This window comes from Nocardioides sp. NPDC051685 (genome assembly GCF_044453405.1).
Classification (GTDB): Bacteria; Actinomycetota; Actinomycetes; order Propionibacteriales; family Nocardioidaceae; genus Nocardioides.
The window spans coordinates 86886-103247 of record NZ_JBITCR010000005.1 but is presented as its reverse complement, the minus strand read 5'-3'; the positions used below and the strand labels follow the sequence as shown (position 1 = coordinate 103247).

The 16362-nt window shown below is 69.0% G+C and carries 17 protein-coding genes; 5 read left to right on the top strand and 12 right to left on the bottom strand.

The genetic code is table 11. The annotated features are described in order from the left end of the window. Window position 1: 1 nt before the first annotated feature. The 7 genes from sufC to ACIA03_RS15885 form a co-directional block, all read right to left on the bottom strand. Window positions 2–760 (bottom strand): Fe-S cluster assembly ATPase SufC, encoded by a 759-nt coding sequence (gene sufC, locus ACIA03_RS15915; protein WP_396984094.1) that lies wholly within the window; start codon window positions 758–760, stop codon window positions 2–4. After that, on the bottom strand, window positions 757–1953 hold the full coding sequence (sufD, locus tag ACIA03_RS15910) for a Fe-S cluster assembly protein SufD (RefSeq protein WP_396984092.1): 1197 nt from the start codon (window positions 1951–1953) through the stop codon (window positions 757–759). The genes sufC and sufD overlap by 4 nt, the downstream gene beginning before the upstream one ends. Next, window positions 1953–3371, bottom strand: coding sequence for a Fe-S cluster assembly protein SufB (sufB, locus tag ACIA03_RS15905; protein ID WP_396984090.1), 1419 nt, complete (start codon window positions 3369–3371; stop codon window positions 1953–1955). The genes sufD and sufB overlap by 1 nt, the downstream gene beginning before the upstream one ends. Next, window positions 3368–4099, bottom strand: a complete 732-nt coding sequence (locus ACIA03_RS15900; RefSeq protein ID WP_396984088.1) for a helix-turn-helix transcriptional regulator — start codon at window positions 4097–4099, stop codon at window positions 3368–3370. Before ACIA03_RS15900 ends, sufB begins: the two co-directional genes overlap by 4 nt. Before the next feature lie 106 nt (window positions 4100–4205). After that, window positions 4206–4784 carry a Uma2 family endonuclease gene (locus tag ACIA03_RS15895; RefSeq protein ID WP_396984086.1) on the bottom strand — a complete coding sequence of 193 codons (579 nt, stop codon included), beginning with the start codon at window positions 4782–4784 and terminating at the stop codon, window positions 4206–4208. A 99-nt stretch (window positions 4785–4883) separates the two neighbouring features. Further along, the gene (locus tag ACIA03_RS15890; protein ID WP_396984084.1) at window positions 4884–5459 is read right to left on the bottom strand and encodes a hypothetical protein; all 576 of its coding nucleotides are present in this window, start codon (window positions 5457–5459) and stop codon (window positions 4884–4886) included. A 187-nt stretch (window positions 5460–5646) separates the two neighbouring features. Beyond that, window positions 5647–6030 (bottom strand): hypothetical protein, encoded by a 384-nt coding sequence (locus ACIA03_RS15885; protein WP_396984082.1) that lies wholly within the window; start codon window positions 6028–6030, stop codon window positions 5647–5649. Between the two features lie 69 nt (window positions 6031–6099). Here ACIA03_RS15885 and ACIA03_RS15880 point away from each other — a divergent pair, with 69 nt between their 5' ends. Beyond that, window positions 6100–6696 (top strand): methyltransferase domain-containing protein, encoded by a 597-nt coding sequence (locus tag ACIA03_RS15880; protein ID WP_396984079.1) that lies wholly within the window; start codon window positions 6100–6102, stop codon window positions 6694–6696. A gap of 58 nt (window positions 6697–6754) precedes the next feature. On the opposite strand, the gene ACIA03_RS15875 is transcribed toward ACIA03_RS15880, so the two are convergent. The 3 genes from ACIA03_RS15875 to ACIA03_RS15865 form a co-directional block, all read right to left on the bottom strand. After that, window positions 6755–7954: an RtcB family protein gene (locus tag ACIA03_RS15875; protein WP_396984077.1), complete on the bottom strand. Its 1200-nt coding sequence runs from the start codon at window positions 7952–7954 to the stop codon at window positions 6755–6757. A 281-nt stretch (window positions 7955–8235) separates the two neighbouring features. Next, window positions 8236–8706: a PPOX class F420-dependent oxidoreductase gene (locus tag ACIA03_RS15870; protein WP_396984075.1), complete on the bottom strand. Its 471-nt coding sequence runs from the start codon at window positions 8704–8706 to the stop codon at window positions 8236–8238. Beyond that, window positions 8672–9313, bottom strand: coding sequence for a glyoxalase (locus tag ACIA03_RS15865; RefSeq protein ID WP_396984073.1), 642 nt, complete (start codon window positions 9311–9313; stop codon window positions 8672–8674). The genes ACIA03_RS15870 and ACIA03_RS15865 overlap by 35 nt, the downstream gene beginning before the upstream one ends. Before the next feature lie 247 nt (window positions 9314–9560). Between ACIA03_RS15865 and ACIA03_RS15860 the strand changes: the two genes are divergently transcribed. Genes ACIA03_RS15860 through ACIA03_RS15850 form a run of 3 tightly spaced genes read left to right on the top strand, consistent with a single transcriptional unit; the run spans window position 9561 to window position 12197 of the window. Then, complete coding sequence (locus ACIA03_RS15860) at window positions 9561–10517, top strand: ABC transporter ATP-binding protein (RefSeq protein ID WP_396984068.1); 957 nt, start codon at window positions 9561–9563, stop codon at window positions 10515–10517. Further along, window positions 10510–11301, top strand: a complete 792-nt coding sequence (locus ACIA03_RS15855) for an ABC transporter permease (RefSeq protein ID WP_396984066.1) — start codon at window positions 10510–10512, stop codon at window positions 11299–11301. Before ACIA03_RS15860 ends, ACIA03_RS15855 begins: the two co-directional genes overlap by 8 nt. Next, window positions 11298–12197: a heme A synthase gene (locus tag ACIA03_RS15850; RefSeq protein WP_396984064.1), complete on the top strand. Its 900-nt coding sequence runs from the start codon at window positions 11298–11300 to the stop codon at window positions 12195–12197. Before ACIA03_RS15855 ends, ACIA03_RS15850 begins: the two co-directional genes overlap by 4 nt. Here ACIA03_RS15850 and ACIA03_RS15845 read toward each other — a convergent pair. Both ACIA03_RS15845 and ACIA03_RS15840 read right to left on the bottom strand, forming a co-directional pair. After that, window positions 12145–13086, bottom strand: coding sequence for a GNAT family N-acetyltransferase (locus tag ACIA03_RS15845; protein WP_396984062.1), 942 nt, complete (start codon window positions 13084–13086; stop codon window positions 12145–12147). The genes ACIA03_RS15850 and ACIA03_RS15845 overlap by 53 nt on opposite strands. Before the next feature lie 54 nt (window positions 13087–13140). Continuing rightward, window positions 13141–14079 carry a heme o synthase gene (locus tag ACIA03_RS15840; protein WP_396984060.1) on the bottom strand — a complete coding sequence of 313 codons (939 nt, stop codon included), beginning with the start codon at window positions 14077–14079 and terminating at the stop codon, window positions 13141–13143. A 170-nt stretch (window positions 14080–14249) separates the two neighbouring features. Between ACIA03_RS15840 and tkt the strand changes: the two genes are divergently transcribed. After that, window positions 14250–16361, top strand: coding sequence for a transketolase (gene tkt, locus ACIA03_RS15835; RefSeq protein WP_396984058.1), 2112 nt, complete (start codon window positions 14250–14252; stop codon window positions 16359–16361). Window position 16362: the final 1 nt, after the last annotated feature.

The following is a 16362-nucleotide window of genomic DNA, read 5'->3' as shown; positions in this document are numbered from 1 at the left end:
GTCAGACTCCTGCCGCGACGTACTTCTCGTAGCCGTTGGCCTCGAGCTCTTCGGCCAGGTCCGGGCCACCCGACTCCGCGATCCGGCCGGCCACGAACACGTGCACGTGGTCGGGCTTGATGTAGCGCAGGATGCGGGTGTAGTGGGTGATCAGCAGGACCGACTTGCCCTCGCGGGCGCGGAAGTCGTTGATGCCCTCGGAGACGACCTTGAGCGCGTCGATGTCGAGACCGGAGTCGATCTCGTCGAGCAGCGCGAAGGCCGGGTCGAGGATGTCGAGCTGGGCGATCTCGTGACGCTTCTTCTCACCACCGGAGAAGCCCTCGTTCACGCTCCGCTGCGAGAAGGACGGGTCGAGGTGCATCTTGTTCATCGCACCGTTGACGTCCTTGACCCAGGTACGCAGCTTGGGGGCCTCGCCGTCCAGCGCCGTCTTCGCGGTGCGCAAGAAGTTGGCGACGCTCACGCCGGGGACCTCGACCGGGTACTGCATCGCGAGGAAGAGACCGGCCTTGGCACGCTCGTCGACCGACATCTCCAGGACGTTGTCGCCGTCGAGGGTGACGGAGCCGCCGGTGATGGTGTACTTCGGGTGGCCGGCGATCGAGTAGGCAAGCGTCGACTTGCCCGAGCCGTTGGGGCCCATGATCGCGTGGGTCTCGCCGGAGTTGATGGTCAGCGTGACGCCCTTGAGGATCTCCTTGGGGCCGTCCTCGGTCTCGACCGAGACCGTGAGGTCCTTGATCTCAAGCGTGCTCATGCGGTTGCGTCCTTCTCGATAAGGGTGTTGCCAGTGAAATTCTGAATCGTCTTGGCGAGCTCGGCCTCGACGGTAGAGGTCAGCTTCTCCTCGAGCTCGGGGACGCCGATCTGGCGGATCAGGTCGTTGAAGAAGCCGTGCACGACCAGGCGCTTGGCCTCGGTCTCGGCGATGCCGCGGCTCTGCAGGTAGAAGAGCTGCTCGTCGTCGAACCGGCCGATCGCCGACGCGTGGCCCGCGCCCTCGATCTCGCCGGTCTCGATCTCCAGGTTGGGCACGGAGTCGGCCCAGGCACCGTCGGTGAGGATGAGGTTGCGGTTCTCCTCATACGTCTCGATGCCCTCGGCCTCCTTGCGGATCAGCACGTTGCCGATCCAGACCGCGTGGGCCTTCTCGCCCTGCAGCGCGCCCTTGTAGACCACGTGGGACTTGGTCTTCGGGGCGGTGTGGTCGACGAAGAGACGGTGCTCGATGTGCTGACCCGCGTCGGCGAAGTAGAGGCCGAGCGCCTCCACGGAGCCGCCGGGGCCGGCGTACTCGGCAGAGAAGTCGTGACGCACCACGTCGCCGCCGAAGCTCACCGAGACGTGCTTGAGGTTGGCGTCGCGGCCGACCTTGGCGTGCTGGGTGGAGAGGTGGACGGCGTCGTCGGCCCAGTCCTGGACCGAGACCACGGTGAGGTCGGCGCCGTCCTCGACGACGATCTCGATGTTGTCGGCGACGACGGCGGAGCCCTCGAAGACCAGCACGACGGTCGCCTTGGCGAACTTCTCCGCGACGATCACCGCGTGGCCGGCGCCGGCGGTCTCCGAGCCGGTGCCGTGGTGGCGGATCACGGTCGCGCCCTCGATCACGGTGTCGGTCGGGATCCGCACGACGGTCGCGCCGGTGCTGGCCGCCCAGGCCCGCGCCGAGACGCGGTCGGTCGGGACCAGACCCGAGGTGCCGCGTACGTCATCGTCGGCCGCCACGGTCTCGACGGTCACGCCCGCGGCCGCCTCGACCTCCACCTTGGTCGCACCGTCGGCGAAGGGCGCCGAGTCGTGGATGCCCTTGAGCCGCTTGAGCGGGGTGAACCGCCAGATCTCCTCGCGACCCTTCGGCACCTCGTGCGCCTCGACGTCGAAACTTCCCTCCGGGTGGAGGTGGCTCTCGACCTTGTTCATCTCGAGAGCGTCAGCTACTGCCGTCATCAGCCGACGGCTCCTTCCATCTGCAGTTCGATCAGGCGGTTGAGCTCGAGGGCGTACTCCATCGGGAGCTCCTTGGCGATCGGCTCCACGAAGCCGCGCACGATCATCGCCATCGCCTCGTCCTCGGCCATGCCGCGGGACATCAGGTAGAACAGCTGGTCGTCGGAGACCTTCGAGACCGAGGCCTCGTGACCCATGGAGACGTCGTCCTCGCGGATGTCGACGTAGGGGTAGGTGTCCGAGCGGGAGATCTGGTCGACCAGGAGGGCGTCGCAGAGCACGTTGGACTTGGAGCCGTGGGCGCCCTCGTTGATCTGGATCAGGCCGCGGTAGGACGTGCGGCCGCCACCGCGGGCCACCGACTTCGACAGGATCGAGCTGGAGGTGTTCGGGGCGGCGTGCACCATCTTGGCGCCCGCGTCCTGGTGCTGGCCCTCGCCGGCGAACGCGATCGAGAGCGTCTCGCCCTTGGCGTGCTCACCCATCAGGTAGACCGCCGGGTACTTCATGGTCACCTTGGAGCCGATGTTGCCGTCGACCCACTCCATGGTCGCGCCCTCCTCGCAGACGGCGCGCTTGGTGACCAGGTTGTAGACGTTGTTCGACCAGTTCTGGATGGTCGTGTAGCGAACCCGGGCGTTCTTCTTCACGATGATCTCGACGACCGCGGAGTGCAGCGAGTCGGACTGGTAGATCGGCGCGGTGCAGCCCTCGACGTAGTGAACGTAGGAGCCCTCGTCGGCGATGATCAGGGTGCGCTCGAACTGGCCCATGTTCTCGGTGTTGATCCGGAAGTAGGCCTGCAGCGGGATGTCGACGTGGACACCCTTGGGCACGTAGATGAAGGAGCCACCGGACCACACCGCGGTGTTCAGCGCGGCGAACTTGTTGTCGCCGACCGGGATCACCGTGCCGAAGTACTCCTGGAAGATCTCCGGGTGCTCCTTGAGCGCGGTGTCGGTGTCGAGGAAGAGCACGCCCTGCTGCTCCAGGTCCTCACGGATCTGGTGGTAGACGACCTCCGACTCGTACTGAGCGGCGACACCGGCGACCAGACGCTGCTTCTCCGCCTCCGGGATGCCGAGCCGGTCGTAGGTGTTCTTGATGTCCTCGGGCAGGTCCTCCCAGCTGGTGGCCTGCTTCTCCGTGGACCGGACGAAGTACTTGATGTTGTCGAAGTCGATGTCCGAGAGGTCCGAGCCCCACGTGGGCATCGGCTTGCGGCCGAAGAGCTTGAGGCCCTTCAGGCGCAGGTCGAGCATCCACTGCGGCTCCGACTTCTTGCCGGAGATGTCGCGCACGACGGCGTCGTTGAGACCGCGCTGCGCGGCGGCACCAGCGACGTCGGGATCGGCCCAGCCGAACTCGTACTTCCCGATGCCCTTCAGCTCGGGGTTGAGCTCCTCGATGGAGGTCATGTCGTGACCTGCTCCTTCTTCTTCGAAACTTCGCCGGACCCGGAGGACCCGGGAGGGATGTGCGTCGTGCAGACTCCGTCGCCGTGGGCGATGGTGGCCAAGCGTTGTACGTGGGTGCCGAGCAGCCTCGCGATCGCCTCTGTCTCCGCCTCGCAGAGCTCGGGGAACTCCTGGGCGACATGGGCGACCGGGCAGTGCTGCTGGCACAGCTGCTCACCCGCGTCATGACCGTTGATCAGCGGCAGCTCCCTGACGGAGGCTGCATAGCCGTTGGCCGTGAACACGTTCGCAAGCACCTGCGCGGGGCTGAGGTCCGTCTCGCCGGCTGCGATCCGGTCCAGTCCCTGCTTGATGAACGCCGCGCGGCGCTCGGCGAATTCCCGCACGGCCTCCTCGCCTGCCACCTCGGAGAGGAACCGGAGCGCCTCGACCGCCAGGTCGTCGTACTTCTTCTCGAAGCCGTCCCGACCCTGGTCGGTGAGCGCGAAGAGCTTGGCCGGACGGCCTCGCCCGCGCGTGGACGCGGTGCGCGGCTCACGCTGCTCCACCGCCTCCTCCTCAGCCAGGGCGTCCAGGTGGCGCCTGACCGCCGCCGGCGTGAGGTCGAGCCGCTTGGCCAGCGTCGCAGCCGTCTGCGGACCGTCGACGAGCAGCGAGCGAGCGACCCGCTGACGGGTGCTCTCCTCGCTGGTCTCTGCGGGCTGCAGAGTGGTCTCGTCGAATTTCACAACACCATTGTGACGTTATTCCCCAACGCGATTCAACGAAGGCAACCCTTACTTGCCCATCGGACGGTGGCGACGTGTCCTACGCCACACTCACGACTCTTGCGAGTCAGCCGTCGCTCCGGCCCGGCAACAGCGTTCGTACGTCGACGTCGACCGATCCGTGCTCACCGACGTTTATGGTGTCGGCCGGATGCTCGTGGTCGAGTACGGCCTGCGAGACCCAGCCGCCGTCGACCAGGTCGAAGACCTCCAGGCGTCGCTGCATCGGGTCGAGGATCCAGTAGTGCTCGACACCTGCGCCGGCGTATTCGTGGGCTTTGGTGACCAGGTCCTGCCCTTGCGTGCTCGGCGAGAGCACCTCGGCCACGAGCACAGGCGGATCGATGATCGTGTCGCCGTCTGGCTCATTCGCGACCAAGGCGACGTCGGGGAGCCTGATCCGGTTGCCGGGCATGCTTGTGAACGACTCGGTCGCGCCGGTCAGCCCTGGGAATGCGGTGGCGAGGAGCACCGACAGCTGGAACTGACCCTTGCCGTGGCCGAACGTCGGCGGGCTCACAGGCCACACCGCCCAGCCGTTGACCCACTCCGCGTGCAAGTCCTCCGGGAGGGCCCGCCACTCCTCGTGCGACATCCGCTTTCGGCGCATGCCCGCACTCGACAGCTCAACCTCAGCCGATGACATGGCACCTCCCTGCCTCGCGTGAACACGACCGACTCCACCCATGATGCCTTGATCACGAGGCCGAGGGAATGAGGGCACGACCAGCGCCTCCGGAGATCCTCACCACCCGCGCCCGATGCGCAAGTCGTCCGGCAGGTCCACCTTCGGCTGGTCGATGACCCATGCACGGAACTTGTCGATCTGCTCCTGATAGGCAAGCGGAGGGTAGGTGCTCCAGTCCTTCACGCCCGGCCACAGCATCTCCACATCCACCTCGTTGTCCTGGACTGTGATGGAGTAGAGCTCGCGATTGTCGCGACGCGATCCCACCACCATTCCGTTGAGGACGTGATCACACGTGAAAGCGTCGAACCCGGCTCGCCCCTGCGCCTGCGCGCCCGGCACCAGGAAGGTCGCCATGAGGAACTTCAACCACGGGATCATGTGGTTGGCCTTGTCCCCGCCGTCATAGCTGAGGCAGCAGCCGTTCGGGCAAGCCGTCCAGTTCGACCAGCCACGCGGCGCCTGGCTGCAGAGTGCCAGGCGAGCTGCTTCCTGATCGTCGACACCGCTCAGTCCGGTGCGCCCTCGATCGAGGTAGACCGAGCCCGAGATCCGGTTGACCAATGCGCGCTCCTCCCCATTGAGTTCCGGTAGCACCTGGAGGTATCCGATGAAGTCGGTTTGATATCCCATGAACGAAACCCTCGATGTCGATGCAGGCCCAGGCAATGCCGTTCTTCCGACCTGTGGATAACCCCGTCACGAGCGACGCCTGTGGACACGTGGTGGCCCGTGGCCGGGAAAGCGGGGTGTTCGCGCGCGAACTGATGGCCGGATGGTGGGCAGGCCTGAGGCGACACCTCCCGGCCGACTGACGCGATCAGCCTGTCGGCATCCCGTCGAGGGTCGGGGAGGCGAGGGCGGCGACGCCGACGTAGACGGTGTCGGGCGGCAGCCAGCGGGTGCCGCGGTCGGAGCGCAGGACCGCGCGACCACGTTCGAGGTCGAAGATGCCGACCCGGATGCGGCCGCCGGAGCGCACGACCGCCACCTCCCCGCGCCTGGGCCGGCGGGGGTTGATCACCAGGTCGGAGCCGGGCGGCAGGCCGCGGGAGGTGAGGTGGGCGCCGACCAGACGGTGGACCTGCGCTCCGCCCTCCGGCGTCGGCGCGGGTGATCGCTTCACGGACGCCGGCGCCACGTCGGGAGCGACGTCGAACGGCAGCGGTACGTCGCGCCGGGACGCGCCGCCAGTCGATCTCATGTTCGAAAGCGTACCGGTCGGCGACGCCACACGGAACCACTCGAGCGCCGGTCAGCGAGACTGTGACCCATGACCGTCAACGATCCCACCGACTGGGAGACCGCATACGTCCGTGGCACGACCGGCTGGGACCTCGGCGCTCCCCTGGCCTACATCGAAGAGGACACAGCACTGTTCGGCGAGCCCGGCACCGCCTTCGCGCCCGGCGCCGGTCGAGGCCACGATGCGGCGGGGCTGGCGGCTGCCGGGTGGCGTACGACGGTGGTCGACCTCTCGCCCACGGCGGCCGCCTTCGCGGCGGAGCACTACCCGGACCTCACCTACGTCGTCGGCGACGCCCTCGACATCGACATCGTCCTGGCCGCGACCGGCGGGCCGGTCGACCTGATGTGGGACCACACCTTCTTCTGCGCGCTGCCGCCCGCCTGGCGCGGCCGCGTCGGCGACCTCGCCCGGGCTGTCGTACGCCCTGGCGGGCGGGTCGCGTCGGGGATCTTCCCCGTCGACCGGCCGAGCGAGGAGGCGGGCCCGCCATGGACGTACGTCCCCGGGGACATGACGCGCGTCCTCGGCCCCGACTTCGATCTGGTCCACCTCTCCGAGCCGCGCCGGTTGAACCCGCGGCTGCCGTGGAGCCACCGCCTCGGGATCTGGCAGCGCCGCTGATCCGCTCGAGAGTTGTGAAGTTGAGAGTGGCCTATAGGTCACTCTCAACTTCACAACCTCAGCCCTTCACACAGAGCAGCGTACGCAGCCGGGTCTCGACGGAGACCAGATCGATCTGCGCCTCGATGACACTCTCCAACGACTTGTACGCTCCCGGGATCTCGTCGACGACCCCGGCGTCCTTGCGGCACTCGACGCCTTCGGTCTGCGCGGCCAGGTCGGCGATGGTGAAGGTCTTCTTCGCCTTGGTACGGGACATCTTCCGGCCCGCGCCGTGGGACGCGGAGCAGAAGGAGGCGTCGTTGCCGAGCCCGCGCACGACGTACGACCCGGTGCCCATCGATCCCGGGATCAGCCCGTACTCGTCGGACTTGGCCGAGATCGCGCCCTTGCGGGTGACCACCAGGTCGACCCCGTCGTAGGTCTCCCGGGCCACGTAGTTGTGGTGGGCGTTGACCTCGCGACCCCACACGACCGACGGGAAGAAGCGCGCGAAGACGCTCTTGACCGTGGCCATCATGATCCGCCGGTTCAGCTTGGCGTAGTCCTGGGCCCAGTAGAGGTCGTGCAGGTAGGCGTCCATCTCTGCGGTGCCGGCCAGGAAGACGGCGAGGTCGCGGTCGGGCAGGCCGAGGTTGTGCTCGAGCCCCTTGGCCGCGTAGATGTGCCGCTCCGCGATCTCCTTGCCGATATTGCGGGACCCGCTGTGCAGCATCAGCCAGATCGTGCCATCGTCGTCGGAGGTCACCTCGATGAAGTGGTTGCCGCCGCCGAGCGAGCCGCACTGCGCGACCGCCCGCTTGTGCCGGTCTCCGAGCTTGGGCGCCCGCAGCTCCTCGAAGCCGCCGAAGAGCTTGTCGAAGGCGACCTTCAGCTTCAGGTCCTTGCGGACGACGCCGGCCTGGCCGTCGTTGGCCTGGAAGCCGACGGGCACCGCCTCCTCGATCGCCGAACGCAGCGCACCGAGGTCGTCGGGCAGGTCGCTGGTCGTGACGGAGGTCTTGACCGCCATCATCCCGCAGCCGATGTCGACCCCGACCGCGCTCGGCGAGACGGCGTCCTTCATCGCGACCACGGAGCCGACCGTGGCGCCCTTGCCGAGGTGCACGTCGGGCATGACCCGTACGCCGTGCACCCAGGGCAGCTTGGAGATGTTGCGCAGCTGGTCCTGGGCTGCGTGCTCGATCTCGTGCGGGCGGGCCCACATCAGGGTCTCGGCCTTTGCGCCGGCCAGGGCGATCGGGAACTCGTTCGTCATCTTTCTCTCCTCGAGTCGTGCCGGGGCATGCGAAAGGGCCGCTCCGGCCGGGGTTCTGTTCGGCGGGAGCGGCCCTTCGATGGGATGCGCTGTGGCTCAGCGCGTCGGCGGCTCCTGGCCGATGCGGTCCGAGCGGAGGTCGGACGGCAGGCAGGCTTCGCTCGCCAGACCGGGGTTCCCGGCGGCGGAGCGGATCTCGACCGACCTGCGCATGCTCATCTCCTTGTGGTGTGTCTGTGTGCCGAAACGGTAGTCAGCGGCGTACGCCCGGCGCCACTGGTTTACGCGAGGCGGGCCGGGAAGCCGCCCGTGGCGACCGGGCCCCAGCGCCTCGGGGTGATCCGGAGGAGGGACTTGCCCTGGTCGACCATGGCCTGGCGGTACTCGTCCCAGTCGGAGTGCTCGCCGGAGATGTTGCGGAAGTAGGTGACGAAGGCGTCCAGGGCGTCCTCCCCCGCGGTCGCGTCGAGCACCTCCGCGTCGCCGTCGATCTGGACCCAGGGGCCGTTCCACTCCTCGGAGAGGACCATGACGCTGACCTGCGGACGTCTGCGGGCGTTGCGGGTCTTGGCCCGCTCGGGGTAGGTCGCGATCACGATCCGGCCGTCGTCGTCGACGCCGCCGGTGACCGGCGAGAGCTGCGGGGACCCGTCGGCTCGGCCGGTCACCAGGATCATCTGGTGGCGGGGACGTACGAACTCCAGGAGCCCCTCGAGATCAACGGTCGTGTTCGTCGCGATCGTGCGTGCCATGGTCCCCAGCCTGCCAGGTGAACCCGTCCGGGTCGGTGAAGGCCTCGCCGCCGCCACCCAGGACGATCCCGTACGCAGCGGCCGGGTCGAGCGCGACGCCGGTCTCCTTCTCCAGGGCGTGCCGGGGGTAGATCGCGAGCTGGACGGCGCCCGGAGCGGCCTCGAACTCGGCGTACTTGCCGCCGAAGCTGCGCTTCACGCCCAGCCCGCGCTCGGCGTAGAACCGCTTGCTGGCCTTGACGTCGGCGACGCCGAGGAGCAGCACGATGTCGTCGATCTCGCGGGTGGCCGGGCCGCGATCCAACTTCCGAGACGTCGCGACCTTCCAGACCGAACCGTCGGGGGCCTGGACGATGCCGCCGTAGCCCCAGAACGACTTCTCGACCGGCTTGAGCGAGGTGGCACCGGCGGCGAGCGCCGAGTCGACGAGGCTGTCGACCGTCGAGGGCTGGCCGACGACCAGCGAGATCGTGAACGGCCGGCCGGTGCCGGTGCCCGGGCCCTGGCGTACGGAGATCTGGTCGGTCAGCCCGAAGGCCTTCTCGTAGAACGCGCGGGCGTCCGTGGGGTCGGTTGCGTCGAGGGTGATGGTCTCAAGAGTGAACATGTCTCGACCCTAGAAATCTCAGGGCCCTCGGGGCTTCTCGATTCCTGACCGCCTTGGTTGTTGATCTCCTGAGCAGAAATTGTGTCTGTGACACCGCGTCATGGCCCCGGGGGCATCGCGTCTCATCCCCGCGTTGGCCGTCCTTCGGTGGGAGTTGGGCGGCCAACGTCCTGATAGACGGCTAAGAATCCCCGGCAGCGCACCCACGCGATTGGGTTGGTGGCGTACGCCTTCTTAGACTGCCGCCGTGGAATCTTCCGTCGCCAGGCCTGCTGTCGAGGTACGCGACCTGCGCATGACCTACGGCGACAAGACGGCCGTCGACGGACTCACGCTGAGCGTCGCCGAAGGCTCGATCACGGCCGTCCTCGGGCCCAACGGCGCCGGCAAGACGACCACCCTGGAGACCTGCGAGGGCTATCGCCGGCCCCAACACGGGACGGTGCGCGTGCTCGGGCTCGACCCGATCGCCGACCGCAAGCAGCTGCTCCCCCGGATCGGGGTGATGCTGCAGGGGCAGGGCGCCTGGAGCGGCGTACGCGCCATGGAGATGCTCAAGCACATCGCCCGGCTGCACGCCCATCCGCTCGACGTCGACTACCTGGCGGAGCGGCTCGGGCTGGGCGAGTGCGGTCGCACCCCTTACCGGCGACTCTCCGGCGGGCAGCAGCAGCGGCTCGGGCTGGCGATGGCGCTGGTCGGCCGCCCGGAGCTGGTCTTCGTTGACGAGCCGACGGCCGGGATGGACCCGCAGGGGCGGCGTACGACCTGGGAGCTGCTGCGCGAGCTGCGCGCCGACGGCGTCACCGTCGTGCTGACCACCCACTACCTGGAGGAGGCCGAGGAGCTGGCCGACCAGGTGCACATCATCGACCGCGGCCGGATGATCGCCTCGGGCACTCCGCTCGAGCTCACCAGGGGTGGCGCGACCGCCACCGTGCGACTGGTCGTGACCAAGCCGTTCCCTCCCGGCGCCCGCGAGTCGCTGCGCAAGGCGCTCGGCGAGGACACCGAGGTCACCCTGCTCGACGAGCGCTCGATGCGGGTCACCGGGAAGGCCGACCCGACCACGCTCGCCAAGGTGAGCCGCTGGTGCGAGGAGAACGACGTCCTCCCGGAGTCGCTGACCCTGGGCCGGCGCTCCCTGGAAGATGTCTTCCTCGACCTCACAGGCGGGCTCACGGAAGGGGTCGAGCATGTCTGAGGTCGCCACGGGGACCTTCACCCCGAAGCCCGGCGGCGCCCCGATCACCCGGCAGGTGGTCGCGCAGGCGCTGATGGAGGCCAAGCTGATGCTCCGTAACGGCGAGCAGCTCCTGCTGGCCGTGGTGATCCCGGTGATGGTGCTGATCGGCGGCGTCACCGCGGGCAACGCGATCGACCTCGACCTCGGCACCGACCGGCCTCTGGTCGACCTCCTCACCCCCGGCGTCCTCGCGCTGGCGATCATGTCGACCTCCTTCACGAGCCTCGCGATCGCGACCGGGTTCGAGCGGCGCTACGGCGTGATCAAGCGGCTCGGCGCCTCCCCGCTCCCCCGGACCGGCCTGCTCGCCGGCAAGGTGCTCGCGCTCGGCTGCGTCCAGCTCGTGCAGCTCTTCGTCATCGGTGGCGTCGGCCAGATCCTCGGCTGGACGCCGGCCGCGGGCTTCGGCACCGTGCTCGCCTTCTTCCTCGCCATCGCGATGGGCACACTGGCCTTCGCCTCGCTCGGGCTCTTCGTCGCCGGCGTACTCCGCGCTGAGGCCACCTTGGCCGCGGCCAACCTCATCTATCTGCTCCTCCTCGCCGGCGGCGCCGTGGTGCTGCCGCTGACGGCCTACGGCGCCTACGGCGAGGTCGCCCACTGGCTGCCGTCTGGCGCGCTGGGAGAGGCGGTACGCATCGCCTTCCTCGACGGCGTCCCCGCCTGGCGAGACCTCGGCGTGCTCCTGATCTGGGCCGTCCTCGGCTCCACCCTCACCGCTAGGACCTTCAAGTGGGAATGACGACCACCGAACCCTCCACCGACCCAGGCCCCTCGGCCCGGGACAAGGTCCTCGCCTGGCTCCGCGCCCATGCGTTCGGTCTGGCGATCGCCAACCTCGTCGCCAACATCGGGATCGTGGTGACCGGCGGCGTGGTCCGGCTGACCGGCTCCGGCCTCGGCTGCCCCACCTGGCCCAAGTGCACCGAGGAGTCCTACGTCGCCCACGAGGCGCTCGGGATCAACGGCGTCATCGAGTTCGGCAACCGGCTGCTGACCTACGTCCTGGCCGCCATCGCGATCGCGGTCGTCGTCGCCGTGTGGAACCGACGCGGTGTCATACGTCGCCTGGCGGTCGTGATCGCGCTCGGCATCCCGCTCCAGGGCGTGATCGGCGGAATCACGGTCCTGACCCAGCTCAACCCCTATGTCGTCGCGCTCCACCTGCTCGCCTCGATGGCGATGGTCGGCCTGTGCGTCTGGCTGCTCGACGAGCTCCGCTCCCCCGAGCGCTTCGCCGCTCCGGGCGCCGTCCGCGTCGCCGCGCTGGTCACCCTCGCCGTCGGCTGGCTCTCGCTCTGGCTCGGCACGGTCGTGACCGGCTCCGGTCCCCACTCCGGAGACCTCGACTCGCGGCGTACCGGCCTCGACCCGGCGCTGGTGTCCCACCTCCACGCCTACGCCGTCTACGCGCTCGTCGCCGCGACCCTGGTCACGCTGTGGCTCGGCCGCAAGCATGCGTACGTCCGGCGGGTCACGATCGTCCTGCTGGTCATCGAGCTGGGCCAGGGTCTGATCGGCTGGGTGCAGTACCTCACCGACCTCCCCGTCCTCCTGGTCGGCTTCCACATGCTCGGTGCCGCCCTCATCTCCGCCGGCCTCGCCCGCGTCGTCTGCTCGGTCCGCGCCCACGCCTAGCCCCGACGTGGTCGGCTCCCGTCAGAGCAGCGCCCCGTTGTGGATGTACGTCGTGGGCGGAGCCATCCCGCGAACCCCCAGGTAGCCGTCGGTTCCGAGGCTCAAGCGACAGGCGAGCCCGACGTCCGTCGCCCACTGGTTGGCGGCGGTGACATGGCCGACGACGGCCCGCTCGTCCGTGGTGCGCGCCAGGCACTCCCACAGCAGCCGGACCGCGGTCGCCTCGTCGAGGGCGGCGAGCAGTGCGGCCGCTGGTGCCGGCATAGGCATACCCACGACCCGCGGTGTCGACGACCAAGGTGCCCATCGACGCCAGTGTCTCGTGATCGGGACCGTGGCCCGCGCCGCGGGCCAGCCGGTCGATGCGGTCGAGGAGCCCGACGTCGTCGAGCGAACCCTGCCGCAGTCCGCCGACGGTGGGGAGGGCTGAACGGTCGACCTGGCCCGACAGGACCATCTGCGGGTGCAGGTCGAAGCCTGCCAACCGGTAGCGCCGAACCGCCTTCGGGTCATCGCTCGCGGACAGCATCCACCGCGGGCAGCCCGCACCGTGCTGGGCGGCGAGGGAGAGGATGCGCTTGCCGACTCCCTGCCCCTGCAGCCCGGGACGTACGGCAAAGGTCGCCAGCGCCCACACCGCATCGTCGCGGCGGATCGAGGTCGCGAAGCCGGCGAGTCCGTGCTCGTCGACCGCGACGACGCACCCCTCCGGGTCGGTGTCCAGGAACCGCTGCGTACGCCGGTTCCATTTCTCCGCCTGCTCGGCGGGCCGCTTCTCCGGCTCGGTCTCGTGCGGCCGCCGGATCCGTACGTCGAGCTCGTAGAACGCCTCCGCGCTCAGCCGCTCCGCCAGCGGGACGTCCTCGGGCTGCATCGACCGGATCTCCACGCCGGAACCCTATCGAGCCGCGCGACGCGTCGTTCAGCTCGGCGGGCGGAGGTCTCAGCGCAGGAGCGGGTCGACCGCGAGGGCGACGAAGAGCAGGCTCAGGTAGAGGTTGCTCGAGTGGAAGAGCTGCATCGGGCGGATCTTGGTGAGGTCCTCGGTGCCGCGAGCACGCGCGTGCAGCTGGTGGGCCTGGACGAGGAAGACGGCGCCGAGGCCGATGGCGGCGACCGGGTAGAGCCAGCCGGTGGGGGCGATGGGCCACATCAGGAGCGAGGTGGCGACCATGACCCAGGAGTACGCCACGATCTGGCCGCCGACGTGGCGGGCGGACTTGACCACCGGCAGCATCGGCACGTCGACCTGCGCATAGTCCTCGCGGTAGCGCAGCGCCAGGGCCCAGGTGTGCGGCGGGGTCCAGAAGAAGACGACCATGAACAGGATCAGCGGCTCCCAGCTCACCGAACCGGTGACCGCGGTCCAGCCGATCAGGGTCGGGAAGCAGCCCGCGATGCCGCCCCAGACGATGTTCTGGGTGGTGCGCCGCTTGAGCAGCATCGTGTAGACGAAGACGTAGAACGCGTTGGCGGCCAGCGACAGGCCGGCGGAGAGCCAGTTGACGAAGAGGCCGAGCACGACGACCGACAGGACCGCCAGTACCGACCCGAAGATCAGAGCGGCCCGCGGGGTGACCACGTGGCGCGGCAGGGCACGGCGTCGCGTACGCCTCATCTGCTCGTCGATGTCACGGTCGTAGACGCAGTTGAAGACCGAGGCAGAACCGGCCGAGAAGATCCCGCCGACGACGGTGGCCGCGACCAGACCGACGCCCGGGACGCCCTGGGCGGCGAAGAACATCACCGGAACGGTGGTCAGCAGCAGCAGCTCGATCACGCGGGGCTTCGTCAAGGAGACGTACGCCGAGACGACATCGCGCATTGACGCGCGGTCGCTACGCTGGTCGAGGTCGGGGACCGGCTGTTCGACGTGCGTCACTGAGAAGATCCTTCTCGATCGGGTTGAGGCGTCACATGCGGCTCATACGAGCAGTTCACAGCATGCGGCTCGCAGTCTAACCCGGGGCGTGAGTAGGCTCGGATTCGGCAGCCCCCACGGCCAGCCCAAGAACCTCCCATGTGGACTCCACCGATTTGAAAAGGCACCTCGTGAGCACCAAACCTGTACTCGAGTGGACCGATCTGGACAGCAAGGCCGTGGACACCGTCCGCGTTCTCGCCATGGACTCCGTGCAGAAGGTCGGCAACGGCCACCCTGGCACCGCGATGAGCCTGGCCCCGGCTGCCTACCTGCTCTTCCAGAAGGTGATGAAGCACAACCCGGCCGACACCGACTGGCTCGGTCGTGACCGGTTCGTGCTCTCCGTCGGCCACTCGAGCGTCACCCTCTACATCCAGCTCTACCTCGGCGGCTTCGGCCTCGAGCTCGGCGACCTGGAGAGCCTGCGCACCTGGGGCTCGCTGACCCCGGGCCACCCCGAGCGCGGCCACACCCGCGGCGTGGAGGTGACCACCGGCCCGCTGGGCCAGGGCGTCGCCAACGCCGTCGGCATCGCGATGGCCCAGCGCCGGCTGCGCGGCCTGCTCGACCCGGACACCCCGGTCGACCAGCCGAGCCCGTTCGACCACAAGACCTACGTCCTGGCCGGCGACGGCGACCTGCAGGAGGGCGTCAGCGGCGAGGCGAGCTCGATCGCCGGCACCCAGAAGCTCGGCAACCTCACGATGATCTACGACGCCAACCGGATCTCGATCGAGGGCGACACCAACGTCGCGTTCACCGAGGACGTAGCCGCCCGCTACCGCGCCTACGGCTGGCACGTCCAGGAGGTCGACTGGACCCACGACGGCACCGGCTACACCGAGGACGTGCCGGCGCTGTTCGACGCGATCAACGCCGCGGCCGAGGTCACCGACCAGCCGTCGCTGATCGTGCTGCGTACGATCATCGCCTGGCCCGCCCCCAACGCGCAGAACACCGAGGCCGCCCACGGTTCGGCGCTCGGTGCCGAGGAGGTCGCCGCGACGAAGGAGATCCTGGGCTTCGACCCGGCCAAGTCCTTCGACGTCGACCCCGAGGTGCTCGCCCACACCCGCAAGCTCATCGAGCGCGGCGAGAAGGCCGAGGAGGCCTGGCGCGCCGAGGAGGCCGCCTGGGCCGAGGCCAACCCGGAGGGTGCGAAGCTGCTCGAGCGGCTGCAGGCCGGGGAGCTCCCCGACGACATCGCCGACGCGCTGCCGTTCTTCGAGGCCGACGCCAAGGGCATCGCCACCCGCGCCGCCTCCGGCAAGGTGATCAACGCGCTCGCGCCGGTGCTGCCCGAGCTGTGGGGTGGCTCGGCCGACCTGGCCGGCTCCAACAACACCACCATCTCCGGCGCGCCCAGCTTCATCCCCGAGGACCGCTCCACCGACGAGTGGAAGGGCGACCCCTACGCCGGCCGCGTGCTCCACTTCGGCATCCGCGAGCACGCCATGGGCGCGATCCTCAACGGCATCGTGGCCCACTCGCCGACCAAGGCCTTCGGCGGCACGTTCTTCCAGTTCTCCGACTACATGCGAGGCGCCGTACGCGTCGGGGCGCTGTCCAAGCTGCCGGTGATCCACGTCTGGACCCACGACTCCGTCGGCCTGGGCGAGGACGGCCCCACCCACCAGCCGGTCGAGCACCTCGCCGCGGTCCGGGCCATCCCGGGCCTCGACGTGGTCCGTCCCGCCGACGCCAACGAGACCGCCGCCGCGTGGCTCGAGGTGCTCAAGCACCACGACCGCCCCTCGGCGCTCATCCTGACCCGTCAGGCGCTGCCGACCTTCCCGCGCGGGGTGGACGGCTACGCCACCACCGAGGGTGTGGCGAAGGGTGGCTACGTACTCCTCGACTCCCCCACCGGGACCGTCGACGTCGTGCTGCTCGGCACCGGCTCGGAGGTGCAGTACGCCGTGGCCGCCCGTGAGGAGCTGGCGAAGGAGGGCATCGGTGCCCGCGTGGTCTCGCTCCCGTGCCTGGAGTGGTTCGAGGCCCAGGACCAGGACTACCGCGACTCGGTGATCCCGCCGAGCGTCAAGGCGCGGGTCAGCGTCGAGGCCGGCGTGAAGCAGGGCTGGCGGGAGTACGTCGGCGATGCCGGCCGGATCGTCTCGCTCGAGCACTTCGGCGCCTCGGCGTCCGGCGCGCTGCTGTTCAAGGAGTACGGCTTCACTCCGGAGGCGGTCGTCACGGCCGCCAAGGAGAGCCTCGCCGCCATCAACAAGGGAGCATGAA

What these genes read in the sequence shown, in the direction of transcription:
- sufB (WP_396984090.1), bottom strand. Translation starts at nt 3,371, where the DNA reads ATGACCTCCATCGAGGAGCTCAACCCCGAGCTGAAGGGCATCGGGAAG.
- ACIA03_RS15890 (WP_396984084.1), bottom strand. Translation starts at nt 5,459, where the DNA reads ATGGGATATCAAACCGACTTCATCGGATACCTCCAGGTGCTACCGGAA.
- ACIA03_RS15850 (WP_396984064.1), top strand. Translation starts at nt 11,298, where the DNA reads ATGACGACCACCGAACCCTCCACCGACCCAGGCCCCTCGGCCCGGGAC.
- ACIA03_RS15880 (WP_396984079.1), top strand. Translation starts at nt 6,100, where the DNA reads ATGACCGTCAACGATCCCACCGACTGGGAGACCGCATACGTCCGTGGC.
- ACIA03_RS15865 (WP_396984073.1), bottom strand. Translation starts at nt 9,313, where the DNA reads ATGTTCACTCTTGAGACCATCACCCTCGACGCAACCGACCCCACGGAC.
- ACIA03_RS15875 (WP_396984077.1), bottom strand. Translation starts at nt 7,954, where the DNA reads ATGACGAACGAGTTCCCGATCGCCCTGGCCGGCGCAAAGGCCGAGACC.
- ACIA03_RS15895 (WP_396984086.1), bottom strand. Translation starts at nt 4,784, where the DNA reads ATGTCATCGGCTGAGGTTGAGCTGTCGAGTGCGGGCATGCGCCGAAAG.
- ACIA03_RS15885 (WP_396984082.1), bottom strand. Translation starts at nt 6,030, where the DNA reads ATGAGATCGACTGGCGGCGCGTCCCGGCGCGACGTACCGCTGCCGTTC.
- ACIA03_RS15870 (WP_396984075.1), bottom strand. Translation starts at nt 8,706, where the DNA reads ATGGCACGCACGATCGCGACGAACACGACCGTTGATCTCGAGGGGCTC.
- sufC (WP_396984094.1), bottom strand. Translation starts at nt 760, where the DNA reads ATGAGCACGCTTGAGATCAAGGACCTCACGGTCTCGGTCGAGACCGAG.
- ACIA03_RS15855 (WP_396984066.1), top strand. Translation starts at nt 10,510, where the DNA reads ATGTCTGAGGTCGCCACGGGGACCTTCACCCCGAAGCCCGGCGGCGCC.
- sufD (WP_396984092.1), bottom strand. Translation starts at nt 1,953, where the DNA reads ATGACGGCAGTAGCTGACGCTCTCGAGATGAACAAGGTCGAGAGCCAC.